This is a genomic window from Bartonella sp. AP258QHHD (assembly GCF_042196145.1).
GTDB lineage: Bacteria > Pseudomonadota > Alphaproteobacteria > Rhizobiales > Rhizobiaceae > Bartonella.
In genome coordinates, this window is sequence record NZ_JBHIPR010000034.1 from 25245 (window position 1) to 41454 (window position 16210).

The 16210-nt window shown below is 40.4% G+C and carries 10 protein-coding genes and 1 pseudogene; 4 read left to right on the plus strand and 7 right to left on the minus strand.

Features of this window, described 5'->3' with window-relative positions:
• Positions 1-243: 243 nt before the first annotated feature.
• Together purH and ACFIMM_RS03700 are read left to right on the plus strand one after the other, a co-directional pair.
• Complete coding sequence (purH, locus tag ACFIMM_RS03695) at positions 244-1863, plus strand: bifunctional phosphoribosylaminoimidazolecarboxamide formyltransferase/IMP cyclohydrolase (RefSeq protein WP_375638442.1); 1620 nt, start codon at positions 244-246, stop codon at positions 1861-1863.
• Between the two features lie 346 nt (positions 1864-2209).
• The gene (locus tag ACFIMM_RS03700) at positions 2210-2362 is read left to right on the plus strand and encodes a DUF1127 domain-containing protein (protein ID WP_375612232.1); all 153 of its coding nucleotides are present in this window, start codon (positions 2210-2212) and stop codon (positions 2360-2362) included.
• Between the two features lie 925 nt (positions 2363-3287).
• On the opposite strand, the pseudogene ACFIMM_RS03705 reads toward ACFIMM_RS03700, so the two are convergent.
• The 3 genes and pseudogenes from ACFIMM_RS03705 to htpX form a co-directional block, all read right to left on the minus strand.
• Positions 3288-5034 (minus strand): annotated as a pseudogene (locus ACFIMM_RS03705) (heparinase II/III family protein).
• A gap of 64 nt (positions 5035-5098) precedes the next feature.
• The gene (locus tag ACFIMM_RS03710; protein WP_375612722.1) at positions 5099-6463 is read right to left on the minus strand and encodes an RsmB/NOP family class I SAM-dependent RNA methyltransferase; all 1365 of its coding nucleotides are present in this window, start codon (positions 6461-6463) and stop codon (positions 5099-5101) included.
• Positions 6464-6510: 47 nt separating this feature from the next.
• Complete coding sequence (gene htpX, locus ACFIMM_RS03715; protein ID WP_375638440.1) at positions 6511-7557, minus strand: zinc metalloprotease HtpX; 1047 nt, start codon at positions 7555-7557, stop codon at positions 6511-6513.
• Between the two features lie 83 nt (positions 7558-7640).
• Between htpX and ACFIMM_RS03720 the strand changes: the two genes are divergently transcribed.
• Positions 7641-7856, plus strand: coding sequence for a DUF1674 domain-containing protein (locus ACFIMM_RS03720; protein WP_273790074.1), 216 nt, complete (start codon positions 7641-7643; stop codon positions 7854-7856).
• Between the two features lie 135 nt (positions 7857-7991).
• Here ACFIMM_RS03720 and rpsP read toward each other — a convergent pair whose 3' ends face one another.
• From rpsP to ACFIMM_RS03740, 4 genes are all read right to left on the minus strand, one after another.
• Positions 7992-8366 carry a 30S ribosomal protein S16 gene (gene rpsP / locus ACFIMM_RS03725; RefSeq protein ID WP_273787601.1) on the minus strand — a complete coding sequence of 125 codons (375 nt, stop codon included), beginning with the start codon at positions 8364-8366 and terminating at the stop codon, positions 7992-7994.
• A 16-nt stretch (positions 8367-8382) separates the two neighbouring features.
• Positions 8383-8712 (minus strand): chorismate mutase, encoded by a 330-nt coding sequence (locus ACFIMM_RS03730; protein WP_375638439.1) that lies wholly within the window; start codon positions 8710-8712, stop codon positions 8383-8385.
• Between the two features lie 24 nt (positions 8713-8736).
• Positions 8737-10305: a signal recognition particle protein gene (gene ffh, locus ACFIMM_RS03735; protein ID WP_375638445.1), complete on the minus strand. Its 1569-nt coding sequence runs from the start codon at positions 10303-10305 to the stop codon at positions 8737-8739.
• Between the two features lie 230 nt (positions 10306-10535).
• Entirely contained in the window at positions 10536-11192 is a 657-nt protein-coding gene (locus tag ACFIMM_RS03740) for a carbonic anhydrase (protein ID WP_375612226.1), read from the minus strand.
• Between the two features lie 266 nt (positions 11193-11458).
• On the opposite strand from ACFIMM_RS03740, the gene ACFIMM_RS03745 reads away from it, so the two are divergent.
• Complete coding sequence (locus ACFIMM_RS03745) at positions 11459-16168, plus strand: NAD-glutamate dehydrogenase (protein ID WP_375681877.1); 4710 nt, start codon at positions 11459-11461, stop codon at positions 16166-16168.
• Positions 16169-16210 lie beyond the last annotated feature (42 nt).

The window sequence follows — 16210 nt, forward strand, 5'->3', positions numbered from 1 at the left end:
TGCTATGAAGATGAGATATTGAGTTATAAGCAACAAAAAAATATTTAATGTCTCAATGAGACTTTTATACCTATCACCACACCTCAAATGAGAGGTTTTTACAGGATAATAGAAAAAGGTGAATCATCCTATATTCTAAAAAGACAGTTTATCCTTTCAGTGTATTTTGCTAAAGGCTTATGCTATAAACGTATAAGCGTGTTTTACTAGAATTTTAACTCTTTCATTTTTAAGGCTTCTGTTATGGGTGTTGTTGCCAAAAATTTTCCCATACCTGATCTTCATCGGGTTCGTCGTGTTCTCTTTTCTGTGTCTGATAAAACGGGTGTGGTTGCTTTTGCACAAGCCCTTCATGCTACTTACAATGTTGAATTAATTTCAACAGGAGGAACAGCAAAAACCCTCATAGCAGCTGGTTTACCCGTAAAAGATGTTGCTGAAGTTACCGGATTTCCTGAAATAATGGATGGGCGTGTAAAAACACTCCATCCTTTGATTCATGGTGCTTTGTTAGGGGTAAGAGAAGATCCTAACCATAGGGAAGCTATGGAAAAGAACAGCATTCATGGAATTGATCTTTTAGTGGTGAATCTTTACCCTTTTGAAGAGACGATCCTTTCGGGAGCTGATGGGCAAACGACTCTTGAAAATATTGATATCGGTGGACCGGCGATGATTCGCGCTGCGGCAAAAAATTATGCTTATACCGGTGTTGTAACAGCGATAAAAGATTATGATTCGATTCTAGCTGAATTAAAGCAGCATAATGGATGTTTAAGCTTATCTATGCGTCATCAGCTAGCAATGCGCGCTTATGCACACACCGCTGCCTATGATACGGCAATAGCATCGTGGTTTGCACGGGATTTAAAAATTGAAACTCCATCATGGCAGAGTTTTTCCGGTCATCTTGAAAGTGTTATGCGCTATGGGGAAAATCCACATCAACAGGCAGCATTTTATCGCAATAATGAAAAACGTTTTGGTATTGCAACAGCAAAACTTTTACAAGGCAAAGCGCTTTCTTATAACAATCTGAATGATACAGATGCAGCCTTTGAACTTGTGGCAGAATTTGATCCGCAAAAAACCGCTGCTGTCGCTCTTATTAAACATGCCAATCCTTGTGGTGTTGCGGAAGGAGAAAATTTGAAAGACGCTTATTTGAAAGCTCTTATGTGTGATAATGTATCGGCATTTGGTGGAATTGTTGCTTTAAATCAAACCCTTGATGAGGAATGTGCTGAAGAAATTGTTAAAATTTTCACAGAAGTGATTATTGCTCCTGATGCCACAATGGCGGCACGTGAAATTATTGCCAAGAAAAAAAATCTTCGTTTGCTCATTACAGGTGGAGTTCCTGATCCACGCTGTGGAGGACTTCTTGCGAAAACACTTGCAGGAGGCATTTTAGTACAATCACGTGATAACGTGGTAGTCGATGATCTTAAATTGCAAGTAGTGACAAAGCGGGCACCAACTCAAGATGAAATGCGTGATCTTCAATTTGCTTTTCGTGTAGCAAAGCACGTTAAATCAAATGCTATTGTGTACGCGAAAAATAGCGCAACAGTTGGAATTGGAGCCGGACAAATGAGCCGCATCGATTCAGCAAAAATTGCTGCAAGTAAAGCAGCAGAAAGTGCGCAAAGAGCAGGCTTAACAGAAACTCTCACAAAAGGATCTGTTGTTGCATCAGATGCATTTTTTCCTTTTGCTGATGGTTTATTAGCAGCAGCTGAAGCAGGAGCAACAGCAGTTATTCAACCAGGAGGCTCCATGCGTGATGAAGAAGTTATCGCCGCTGCTGATGCACAGGGGTTAGCGATGGTTTTTACAGGAACACGTCACTTCCGCCATTAATAATTTTGCTGCTTTTCTTTTCGTATGAGACAAATGTTTCAAGGAATTTTTCATAATTATCGTATGACTATTGATAACTGTTGAAATGGAAGCAGTTATTCAATCCAAAGAAGCTACACGTGAAGAAGTTTATCACCGCAGAAAATGCACATAATTTAGCCATTGGTTAGGGATAAGATGTTCTTGTTGATATTTTTAATGGTTACCCTTTCGCATGAGGAAAATGTTAAAGGGACATTATCTTGTATGTAGATGCATACCTGCTATGATATTATAACACAACTCTTTTTAGTAATATACTCTATTCTTAAACTAAAGAGTGTAATGAAAAGTTTGAGTAGGGGATATGAATATTCTACGTTTTTATAGTAATTGGCGCCGTTATCGTCGAACCGTTAATGCGTTAAGTCGTCTTTCAACATATGAACTCAACGATCTTGGAATTTGTCGAGGTGATATTGATTCAATTGCACGACGTTATTCGCGTAGATCTTTATGAAAGTTGTTTGAGATATTTGAGAGAATGCTTTGCTATGAAAAAGCGCGCATTTTGTGGTTTGTTATTATAACTTCATTTTTAGTATAATAACAAAGAGCAGAAGAGTTATTTTTCTCGGCCATTGTTATGTATTGTTTCTCGAATTTTCAATGCTTCTGTGATGTACAACATTTGATTTGTAATAATAATTTAGCGTTATTCATTTAAATTAGAACCCCGAATACCGTAAGATTCTCTCATTTCAAATCTGTGTATGTTGAATCAACAAAAACCATTCGCCTGCACGTTACAAGCGGGGAGAGCTGTATGGATAAAAGCTATTAAGAAAAGGCTAAAAATGCCTCTTATGAACCATCTCTAGTGCCAAGAACTGTTACAAACATTGGGCACTGATAAATAGTGTGATAGTGCCGAACTGCTCCTTCATAAGCATAAAGATGGGGGGTGCTTAATGGATTTACCGTTATACCCATCACGGGCATCGTCGCAAAATAGGCTTGGAAGCATTAAGGGATTTTTCTTTAAAATAAGTCCGTGAATATACAATACAATAGCGCTCTGTTTTTCGTGAAGAGCGTAATCCTATTAATGCAACTCTCTCAGAGAGAAATATTGATCCCAACAGCACACTTAAAAACTTATAGAAGATAAGCAACGGCTTAATTTTCTCTCCATATCTTTAAAGGATCAAAATCCTTAACTAGTACTCATCTGTCAACAATGGTCTTTCAAAAAACCTTTTTTCTGGAGCCAATCCCTTTTAGCATCACCTCATGAGATTCTATGAGCAAACCTTGCCTAAAAACATCCAACCCATACTCTAACAAAACTCTTCATGTATAAAATTGATATGATCTTCAAATTTTGAGAATATTACCACAATAAACAATAATGTTTTGCGACACGCAAAATAAAACGCAATATACTATGGGTTGGAACAATGTTCTAATTTTTTATTAAACGCTTTACGGATAAAACGCCAACGAACTTTTTCCTGAAATGCAGGACGAAAATATAAAACAATCTGTTGTGTCCGTTGTGGACCTGTTAATTCTGCAAAATCAATCGAATCTTCAAGACAAATATCTGCGTCAGGCGATATAAAATACCATATTTGTTCACTCTTCACGTTCTCGTTCTTTACGGCTAAACACACACGTTTGCCATCATAGTTAACTTCAACTTGTGGATGAAGATGAAACCGAACAGCAACATAATTTTGTTCATTTTGCACACTCTTGTGTCTCTTTCTCCCTTTATTTGGCATAAAAAAGCGATCAAAACCTTCGATCGTATCTCCATTTGTCGCCAAAATAAGACCACGCTCATGAATAAGATTAAAGGGTCGCACATAACCATTATGACTCGCAATAAAACCTGTCTTCTCTGAATCCTCTATACGGCACACTTGAACATCTGTTGGTCCATCAAACAAAAATGGCGCGCCATTTTTCTTTTTATGATAAAAAGCACCCACTGAACAATCATTAAGCGTAGCTGTTGAATGTGCTGCAGTAACACGCCCTAAATGTCGATACTCTTCCCGCCCATCAGGATTAACACCGGCATTGATAATAAAACGGTGCCCTTGTGAAGACATTTCAAAAGACAAACACCCCGAACAAGCCTGCTGTGCTACAGAGCGAGGTGGAAACTTTCCTGTATCTGCAAGCACTGTTGTTTGATTGGCTTTTAAGCGCTGAAATCCTGAATAACGGGCATAACTAAAAGGATGACCTCCTGTTTCATCAAGCTCCAAAAGTGATGATAACCGTTCCGATACAAGGGGACCAACCCCATTAAAATGGGCCAACGTTTGATCCTCATGGATAAAGAATCGTAAAGCTGGCAACATACGCTCAACAGAATCAATCAAAATACGGGGTGCTGTTTCATTGCTACGCATAAAAAGATGCCGTAACGACAATAAATCCGATAACAAATTCAGCAAAATAACAGGACTACGGGAAATATGCCCACCATCAACTAGGATTTGACGGGAAAGCTCCTCTATAAGTGTGGTTTGTACCTTTTTTTTTCACTGCCGCTGAAACAGGCAAAGCAAGAGATGCGAATGTCAAAGCCACTGCTGCTTGTAAACGTTGATCATTGTGCTCCATACTACAAACTGTTACGCGCAAATAACGAAATTGCAAACCAAGTGCACGTAAAAAGCGTTTTTCAAACCGTTCACTTGCCCCTTCTAACAACATTTTCGAATGACAAATCCATGAAATCAAGCGCCGCGCCACAACAGGATCACTCCAAGCAAGCCCTTTTACCTTCTTACCAGCATGGTCAAACCAGTCTTCTAAAAGAGAGCGTGCATGTGCAGAAGCTAAATCACTTCCTGCTGCCTCCATATGGCGCAACCAATGAAAATCATGTAGAGCCGCTTCCCATTCTAGCGTTGGTGGAACCAATGAAAACGGCGAAACAGCACCAGAATGAACAATGTGACCAGCAAAAGCAAAACGACCATGATAAAATTCATGCGCCATCATCGGATCAGCTACATGCAAATCCATGGGATGCGCTAAAATTTTATGAGGACGAAACCCTGAAAATCGCCAACGAAACAATGGTCCAACCCATAAACGCCGCATAACATTCTGTATCGTATCGATACAGGCTGCCACTTTTACCTGAGGAGCTTTTACCGCAACCGCCAAAATTTCATCTCCATTTATGCTGAATCAAATACAATTTCGACCATTTTTGTAAATGAAGCGTTAATTAAGCAATTTTTCGTAAGCGCGCAGCGAAAAAACCATCCATTCCTAAAAATACGGTTTTCTCAGCATCAAAATTTTTATGACAAAAATCCGCAGGCGTTGTCCGTAACATCCCCCCACAAAGCAAATGTTCCAGTGCTCCCATTTCCTCTGGATAAATAGGGTCTAAAACAATGTCATTGCGTATCGATAAAATTTTCTCAATAAGATCTTCACCTTCTTCTCTTGCCAATGAACAATTGGAAAAAACAATCCGCCCCCCCTCCTTCACCAAAGAAATTGCTGCGACAAGCAAATCATATTGCAACGCCGCTAACTTGACGATATCTTCCCTCGATTTCGTCCATAAAATATCTGGATGACGACGGATTGTTCCTGTAGAAGAACAAGGAGCATCAAGAAGAACCGCATCAAAAAGCTGTGTTGAATGGAAATTTTTCACATCGCCCTGCCAAATATGAACTGAAAAATGAAGCCGTTCCATATTTTCTTTTAAACGCTTTATGCGGTTAGCAGAAAGCTCAATTGCAGTCACCTCAGCCCCTTGCAAAGCCAATTGTGCTGTTTTTCCTCCAGGGCTCGCACAAAGATCAGCAACGCGTTTACCCTCAATACTCCCAAGTAAACAAGCAGGCAAAGCTGCTGCAAAATCTTGGACCCACCAAGACCCTTCACGATAGCCTGGTAAATCAGAAACAGAACACTCCAGACGCTTCAATCGAACAGAACCATTGGGCAATACCACACCGCCAAGCCTTTCAGCCCATCCACCACTATCAGATTTCACTGTCAAATCGAAAGGAGGTTCCACACTTTGAATTGCGATAATCTGATGTACCTTTTCTGTTCCATAAGCTGATATTAAAAGCTGTCCAAACCACGCTGGCACACCTTCAATGGTAGGAACTTGTTGGCGTAAAGGCTCTGCCTCACGTGCAACATTGCGCAAAAGAGCATTCACCACCCCTGAAAAACGGCGCATTCGAGGATCAAGTTTCGCCACACGCACAGCTAAATCAATAGCCGCATGATCGGGAATATCAAGATAAAGAATTTGTGCAACACTGATATGCAAAAGATGCTGAAGTGAAAGTGCTTGTGAAGGCAAAGGACGCGCCAAAAAGCGTGAGAGAGCCGCCATAATCTGCCCTCGATGACGCAATGAAGCTGTTAAAATAGCCCGACATAACAAACGATCTCGTTGTGAAAGCTTCAAATATTGTGGATGTCCGTGTTCATTATCCGTCAAACCAGACAGAGGCGTGTACTTATCAACTACCGCCCCCAAAAGACGCACACACACCTGTCGAACAGCTAATCCTGGAACATTTTTTTCAGACACATGCCCCGCTTTTTTGTGTTTCAAAACACCACCTTTATATCACAGTTTTCTCAAGAGCTCTCTCAATAATTCTATGAACGAGATCTTTTTGAATTTTCATAACGAAGCCAAGAAGGACGTTTTGTAACACGCTGAAAAGAACTGTTTTCTTGCTCACCTAATGCATGAGCCTGACCACTATGAAAATCTCCATAGTTCATCCCGCTGCTTTTTTCATGTATAGCGTCTTCTTTATTCCATCCCACACTTTTGGCAAGAGCCCCTTTCATCTCTTCTGCTTGCTGATAAAGAGCAGCGATACGATTTGCAGTTGCTGGATGTGTCGAAAAAAGACTATCCGCTCCCTCACCGCTCAAAGGATTAATAATAAACAGATGCGCGGTTGCTGGATTATGCTCTGCTTCTTCATTATATACCCCACGTCCTCCATCAGCAATCTTACGCAATGCCGAAGCCAACCATAAAGGATTACCACATATTTCAGCCCCTCTACGATCCGCAGCATATTCCCGTGTACGGCTAATCGCCATTTGCACCAGCATCGCTGCAAAAGGCGCCACGAGCAATGCAATAAATCCTCCAATTGCCCCAGCGCCATGAGAATCTTCTGAAGAATTACGCTGTCCTCCCATAAAGAAAGCAAAATTACCAAGCATCGAAATTGCCCCTGCAATCGTTGCGGTTAGAGTCATTGTTAACGTATCACGATGCTCAATATGTGCGAGCTCATGCGCCATAACGCCGGCAATTTCCTCAGCGCTTAACCGCTCTAACAACCCAGTACTTGCAGCAACAGCTGCATTTTGCGGATTACGTCCCGTCGCAAAAGCATTTGGCTGTGCATTCTCAATAACATAAACCTTTGGTTGAGGAAGAGAAGCTTTTTTAGCTAAATCGCTTACAATCTTATAATAAACTGGTGCTGAATGCTGATCAACTTCACGCGCCCCGTACATGCGTAAAACGATTTTATCTGAATTCCAATAAGAAAAAAAGTTTAAACCACTTGCCATCAAAAGAGCAATGACCATACCACCGCCCCCTCCAACAAGATAACCAACTCCCATAAAGAGAGCAGTTAAAAAAGCCAAAAGCATAGCTGTACGCATTATATTCATTACTCAAAAAACTCCATGATAAAAGTCAATCAATACTATATGATGGTGTTTTCTTTCTGCTTCTTCAATGGAATAGGTGTAAAATGAATAAAAAAGATGAGAAAACAAGCAAAAAAAATGCAACTGTCGTTAAACAGCAATCTCTTTCTCCCGCAGCACAACGCGCCCTTAAAGAAGCTGAAGAAAGACGAAAACGCGCAGCAAAAAAGGAACAACCTTTAGAAAACGGCGGACGCGGCGGCAAAGACCCTTCCCGCTATGGAGACTGGGAAATTAAAGGCCGCGCCATTGATTTTTAAAACCATTGATTTAAAAAAAAACGGCGCAATTTAAACAAGCAGCTTTTTAATGAAAATCCGTTTTTGATAGACAAAAACGGATAATATTTATTTTTCTAAAGCTTTTAAAACACATTGATTAAACAACCATGCTTCTTATGCTGAAGCAGATTCTGCTTCAGCCGCTGCCGCTGCTTCTTCTGCTGCTTGCTTTGCTGCTGCTATACGTTCTTGTGCTTTTTTACCCGGTTCACCTTTATGTGGATTATTACGAGTTGGACGCTTTTTCAAGCCAGCTGCATCTAAAAACCGTAAAACGCGATCTGTTGGTTGAGCCCCTTGCCCAAGCCAATATTGGATACGTTCTTCATTAAGTTTCACCCTCGGTCCATCTTTAGGCAACATTGGATCCCATGCACCAACACGTTCAAGAAACCGCCCATCGCGCGGACTACGAACATCTGCAACGACGATATGATAGTAAGGACGTTTTTTTGAACCTCCACGGGACAAACGAATTTTCAATGCCATATTTTATCTCCTATTGTCAGCTCTGGCTTTCGTTTAAATTGACTTTTTTTATTTTTTGCTCTTCAGCAATAACTTCATGATGACTCACAACTTCTTTAATAATAAATTTTAAAAATCTTTCAGCAAAATCAGGATCAAGATCACTATCCATAGCCAATTGCCGCAAACGCGCTACCTGATATTGCTCACGCAGAGGATCTACTTTAGGCAAATCATAACGCGCTTTTAAGCGCCCAACAGCTTTCGTACAACGAAACCGCTCTGCTAAGATATGAATCAAGGTTGCATCAAAATTATCAATGGATGCTCGTAAATGTGCCAATTCGTTTAATACTGTTTCCTGCATTATATTCCTTTCCCTCTTTACATCTTATTTTTTCTTAGGATGCTGAGGAAAATTTCCCCCATCGACAATGCCATTGGAAAGACCAGGAAATGTAGGTCCACGCTTAGGAAGTCCGGGCAAGAGCTTCCCTCCATTACCATTTTCAATTTGCTTTTGAAGCATTGAGAATTGCTTTGGATCCAATCCCGACAAATCCGGCATAGCTGGAGAATCCCCTCCCAAGTTTCCCATACCACCCAAACCCATTTTGGAACCAAGGCCTCCCAACATTTTTCCCATAAAACCACTTTTTCCTTTACCACCCATGGCTTTCATCATATCAGCCATTTGGCGATACATCTTCAAAAGTTTATTAATATCAGCCGCTGTCGTACCAGACCCCTTAGCAATTCGTTGTTTGCGGCTATGTTTTAAAAGCTCTGGATTCGCCCGCTCTTTGGGTGTCATAGATGAAATAATGGCCAATTGACGATCAAACAAACGATCATCAAACCCCGCAGCCGCAATCTGCTCTTTGACCTTCCCCATTCCTGGCAACATGCCCATAATACCGCCCATTCCACCCAGTTTTTTCATTTTCTGCAACTGTTCTGCAAGATCATTCAGATCAAATTTTCCAGCTTGCATTTTTTTTGCAAAAGCAGCAGCTTTCTCGTGATCCATTGTTTCAGCAGCTTTTTCAACCAAAGAAACAATATCCCCCATTCCGAGAATACGATCAGCAATACGACTGGGATGAAATTCTTCTAAAGCATCTATTTTTTCACCAGTTCCAATTGCTTTAATTGGTTTACCTGTAACAGCACGCATAGAAAGAGCAGCGCCACCACGCCCATCACTATCCATCCGTGTTAAAATAATCCCCGTAATCCCTACACGCTCATCAAAAGAACGAGCAAGATGAACGGCATCTTGCCCCGTCAAACTATCAGCCACCAACATAATCTCATGAGGAAGGGAACATGCTTTAATTTCAGCCAATTCGAGCATCAAAGCTTCATCAATATGATTACGTCCTGCTGTGTCAAGAAGAAGCACGTCATAACCACCCAATTTAGCAGCCTGTACGGCACGTGATGCAATATCAACAGGCAGCTGACCCGCAATAATAGGCAAGCTTGCAAGTTTTGCCTGTTCTCCCAATTGGCGCAATTGCTCCTGTGCAGCGGGACGGCGTGTATCTAATGACGCCATGAGAACTTTTTTATTGTGCTTATCAGTAAAACGTTTTGCAAGCTTTGCTGTTGTAGTTGTTTTTCCAGAACCTTGCAAACCAGTCATCATGATAACAACTGGAGCTGGTGCATTTAAATCACTCAGAACGCTTTCATTTCCAAGAATATGAACCAATTCATCATGAACAATTTTAACCACCATTTGGCCTGGTTTAATTGATTTAACGATTTCGGCCCCAACAGCTTTTTCCCGAACTCTATCGGTAAAAGAGCGCACAACATCAAGAGCAACATCAGCTTCCAATAAAGCGCGACGAATTTCACGCAGCGCCTCTACAACATCCTGATCCGATAAAGCGCCACGTCCCGTCAAATGAGACAGGATAGAACCAAGTCGCTCTTGCAAGGATTCAAACATCATTTACCTCATTGTTGCATAACAAACAAACCAAAATAGCATCCGAGAACGCATCGCGCCGTCGGATGTTGACCTCTGAGATCTCTTTATACCCTTAAACTGGGGTCTCAGTCGGTGGCTCCAAGTTAATTTTGTCACTGAAAGCTTGCTCCTTCAAACAATAAAACCCCAGCTTTGTCAAGTTTTATCATAAAATATCTTTTTATACGAAGAAATAAAAACAACAAATACTATACTTCAAAACTTTCAACTTCAACACGCATAAAACAACCTGTTTCCTGTTCCATGCTCCATAATTTTCCGCTAGAGATATCAAACCAAACCCCATGCAATGTCAAAAAACCTTGATCTTTGCGAAGCTTTATCCACGGAAACGTCTCTAAATTTCTCAACGAATGGCGAATAGAAAGCTGCTCTAATGCCGTCTGTTTTTCTGGCCAAGACAACGACTTATTATTCAAAACGATTTCTGCTGCTGGTGCTAAGAGACTTATCCATTGACCGATAAAATCATTTGATAATAAAGATTTATATGTCTCATTAAGAGCAGTACGAATGCCTCCACAATGGGCATGACCAAAAACGACAATATGTCTCACCTCAAGCAATTGCACAGCATATTCAAGAGCTGCTGATGTTGCGTGATATTGGTCATCAGGAGAAAAAGGAGGAACCACATTGGCCACGTTGCGCAGGGTGAAAATTTCCCCTGGCTTAGCATCAAAAATCATTTCTGGTACTGCACGCGAATCACAACAAGCAATGACCAAAACTTCAGGTTTCTGCCCCTCAATCGCCAATTGCTGATAATCTGCTATTTTATATAAAAAATGATTGTTTATAAAGTTTTGGTAACCACTTAAAAGTCTTTCTGGTAAATGCGCCATTCTCTCTTTACTTTTGCTTATTTTTTTACTTTTATTTTGTATATTTAAAAAAACAAACTATTAACATACAAAAATACTAAAAGTGCCCTTTCCTTGAAGCAAAATATTTCTTTAAAGTACAAAATATTACTAAAAAATAGCAAAAACAAACTCATTCTTTCCAAATAAAGAGCTATTTTCTTTAGAAAGAAGGTGTTACAGTATATAAAAAATATAATGGTCTGCTTTTAATAAAGACCCCTTAAGAGCAAAAAGGGAGAGTGAATGTGTTGCAACAAAAAAAAACAGAGACAAAAAACACCCAAGATAAAATAGAACAAATCCTTTTTGCCCAAACCGATAAAGAAGATATTGCTTATTACGAAAATGAAGAACTTCAAAAAGCCACAGCCATCGCGGTAAAAGCTTTTAATCTCCATCAGACGGGAAAAAATACCATCTGCTTTGAGCAAAATTTAACCCGTAGTAACAGACCTATAACCGTTATCACGCTTGTCAATGATAACAAACCCTTCCTTCTCGATTCTATTTTAAATGTTTTTAATCAACACAAAAACCATATCTATTTGATTGCACACCCCATTATTGATTGTGCTTCTGGAAAACGCATCAGTCTGATGCAAATTCACATCGAGTCATTAAACAAACAGCAAATACAAAAACTTGAAAATGAACTCACCTTAGTTCTTGAACAGGTTAATGCTGCTGTACAAGACTGGAAACCTATGCTTGAAGAAGTTGAAAAGCAGATTCATGCCTACCAAATAAGTCTTCCCCCACACTACAAACAAGAAGGCGAAAAAGCTATTGAATTTCTTCACTGGCTAATGGATGATAATTTCATTTTCCTTGGTATGCGCACTTACAACTTCATCAAAGACCAAAAGCCCCTAAAATCCTTTACAGCGAGTAATATTGAGCTTGGTATACTCACGGATGCTTCTATTCATATTGTTGACGATAAAAGCATGAAAGAACCTCCTCAAGAAGTTTTATCCTTCATGGAAAGCGATAATCTGTTTATCGTGACAAAAGCGAACAGCCGCTCCAAAATTCACCGTTCTGTTTGGCTCGATTATATTGGTCTTAAAATCTTTGATAAAGAAAACCAACTCTGTGGAGAATTACGCATTGTAGGGCTTTTTACCTCCTCAGCTTATACACGTTCTATTTTGCAAATTCCTTTCTTAAAAGAAAAAGCCCGAACTATTATTCAACGTCTTGGACACAATCACGCCGATTATTCAGGTAAAGCACTCATCAGTGCTTTAGAAACCTATCCAAGAGATGAAATGTTTCGCTCTGATGTTGATACATTGACAGAAAACACTAAGCTTATTCTACAATTAGATGAGCGCCCACGTTTACGAGTTCTTGCCCACACTGATTCTTTTGGACGCTTTGTTTCTATCCTTGTCTACGTACCGCGTGACCAATATAGCAGCAGCCTGCGTGAAAAAGTTGGCGAACATTTTGTTGAGCTTTATAAAGGTGACTTTTTTGAATCTTATCCGCTATTTTTGGAAAGCCCCCTTATACGTGTCTATTATATCATCCATCGCAAAGGAAACGAAACTGTTCCCCTTCATGAGCGCTCCACACTTGAACAACATGTACGTTCGATTGCACGAAGTTGGGAAGACAGGGTTCAAGCCATCGCTCTTACCCAGAAAATAACAGAGCAACAAACACGTCTAGCCAGCGAATTCCCCAACAGCTATCGTGATTTATTTTCAGCTGAAGACGCTATTAACGATGCCGGACATATTCTAAGTCTTCATGATGAAAAGCCGCTTTTCGTGATCTTTTATCACGCACAAAACAAAGAAAAACAGTACATTTCTCTTCGGCTTTTTCACCGCCACGAAGCTCTTGCCCTTTCCAAACGTGTACCACTCCTTGAAAATATGGGGTTTCGCGTTATTGCTGAACAAACCCTTGAATTACCAGATGGCAATGGGCGCTCTGTGTATCTTCATGATATGCAGCTGGAAAGTACTTTCCAGCGCTGTATCGATTTTGAAAAAGACGGGCAAAAACACGCCGAAACCTTTGAAGCCATTTGGGCACAAAATGCTGATAATGACGGCTTTAATGCTCTCACCCAAACAGCTGAGCTTGATTGGCATGAAATTGTTATTTTGCGCCATTATGGGCGCTATCTCCAACAAGCTGGAATTCCTTATTCGCAAGATCGCGTTGCCCAAACTTTAAATGCATATCCTGACATTACCCAAGATCTTTATGCTTTATTTCATTTAAAATTTCATCAAAGCCATACAGAAAAAGAACGGGAAAAAAACCAACAAGTTATTCAAAAGCGCATTGAAGAAAAATTACGGAAAGTCTCTGGTTTAGATGATGATCTCATTTTACGCCGTTATTGTAACCTTATCGAGGCGAGTTTACGAACGAATGCCTTTACGCCTCTTCCTGATGGAAGTCCACGGCGTATTTTAGCCACCAAATTAAATCCACGCCAGATTGAAGGTTTGCCTGAACCGCGCCCTTACCGAGAAATTTTTGTTTATGGACCAGAAGTTGAAGGGGTCCATTTGCGTTTTGGACCTATCGCTCGTGGCGGCATTCGTTGGTCTGACCGTGCATTAGATTACCGCACCGAAGTGCTTAGCTTAGTCAAAGCCCAACAAGTTAAAAATGCGGTTATCGTTCCTGCAGGTGCAAAAGGTGGATTCTATCCCCATCGGCTTCCCCAAACAAATGACCGTGCTGTCATCATAGAAGCAGCACGACAAGCTTATACAGACTTTATAACAGCTTTGCTCTCCATTACAGACAATCTGATTAACGGCAAAATAAGTTCTCCCCACAATGTCATCTGTCATGATGACCCTGACCCCTATTTTGTTGTTGCGGCGGACAAAGGAACAGCAACTTTTTCTGATACAGCCAACGCCATCAGCCAAGCAAACCACTTTTGGCTTGATGATGCTTTTGCCTCTGGAGGTTCAGCAGGTTACGACCACAAAGACATTGGTATTACAGCTAAAGGTGCATGGGAAGCCGTCAAAAGACATTTTAGAGAATCATTTAATCACGATATTCAAACAACGCCCTTCACCTGTGTCGGTGTTGGCGATATGTCTGGTGATGTCTTTGGCAATGGAATGCTGCTTTCCAAACAAACAAAATTGATTGCCGCTTTTGATCACCGCGATATCTTTATTGATCCAGATCCGAACATAGACGAAAGCTATGTAGAGCGTACGCGTCTCTTCAGACTACCTCGCTCAAGCTGGCAGGATTACGATAAAACCAAATTATCAAAGGGCGGTGGCATCTTCTCACGAAAAGAAAAAACCATTACTCTCTCACCTGAAGCAGCACAAGCCATTGGTTTCGAAAAACAAACAGGAACACCCTTTGAAATTATCTCTGCTCTTCTCAAAGCCCCTGTTGATCTTTTATGGTTCGGTGGCATTGGTACTTATATCCGTGCTGCAACAGAAAACGATGCCCAAGTAGGTGATCGAGCAAATGATGCAATACGCATTACCGGAGAACAAGTGCGTGCAAAAATTATTGGTGAAGGAGCTAATCTTGGTGTTACACAACGTGGACGGATTGAATATGTCTTAAATGGTGGTCGATGCAACACGGATGCCATTGACAATTCTGCTGGTGTGAATTGTTCTGATATTGAGGTCAATCTCAAAATTGTTCTTGCATCAGCACTACGTGCCAAAACGTTAACCCGCGAAGAACGCAATAAGCTCTTGAAAAAAATGACGCCTCAAGTCGAGCAACTTGTCTTGCGCAACAATTATCTACAACCTCTTGCGCTTTCTTTGGCGGAAAACCAAAGCACTACTGATTTGCCCTATCAAATACGCTTTATGCACGATTTAGAACAAAAAAAGCTTCTAGATCGTAGAGTTGAAATACTCCCTGATGAGCAAATTTTACGACAAAGAACAACCCAAGGCAAAGGTCTTCTCCGTCCAGAACTCGCCGTTATTTTTGCCTATGCTAAATTGACCTTAAAAGAAGAAATTGCTAATAGCCCCATTGTTGATGATCACTATTTCAATACAGCCTTGCTGAACTATTTTCCAACCCAAATTCAAGAAAATTTTAAGAAGGAAGTTATTAACCATCAATTGCGTCGTAATATTATCGCAACGCTGATTGCCAACGATATTGTAAATCGTGGAGGCCCCACTTTTGTTAATAGACTACACGATGCAACAGAACAAAAGACTGAAAATATTATTCGCGTTTTCATTGCCATCCGCGATGGTTTCGAAATTCCTCAATTGTCTGAGCAAATTGATAAGCTTGATAATAAAATACCCGGTCTTGTCCAAAATAAATTCTACGCAACAATGACCCCAATGCTCTTTGAAACAACCAATTGGGGTTTGCACAACATAGATCTCTCACGTCCATTAGAAGAAATTGTAAAAACAATAAAACAAGCCCGTAGCGTTATTGAAAAAGAGCTTATGCATTCTCACGGCAACGATATTAAGCAAAAGATTGAAGAAAAAGCATTACACTACAGCGAAGAGGGAGCACCAAAAGCATTAGCGAAACAATTAGCTCTCTTGGAAGCTGCTTCAACAATCTGTGATATTTCTTTGATTGCAAAACAAAGCAACAGTGATCTTATTAAAACCGCAGAGATCTACTTTTCACTTGCGCAAATCATTCGTATAAACCGCATTAACGAAGCAAGTCGTATAATTCCTGTAGTAGATTATTATGATAGTATGGCTTTAAGCCAAGCCAAAGAAAATGTTTCTGAAAGCTTTCGGCAAATCGTTATGAAAATCCTCAAAAATTATGGAAAGAAAAAAGATCCTTTTGACACTTGGAAAAAAACAGAAGAAGATCATATTCACAACATTACAAACCGCATTAGCGCCCTTATTGAAAATGATCTCAATATTTCTCGTTTTACTTTTGCAGCAGGATTGATTTCTCAACTTCAAAATATTGGCTTTCAAACCTAAAGAAAATACAAAACGACCCCCTCAATCTCCCGTTCTATCCCA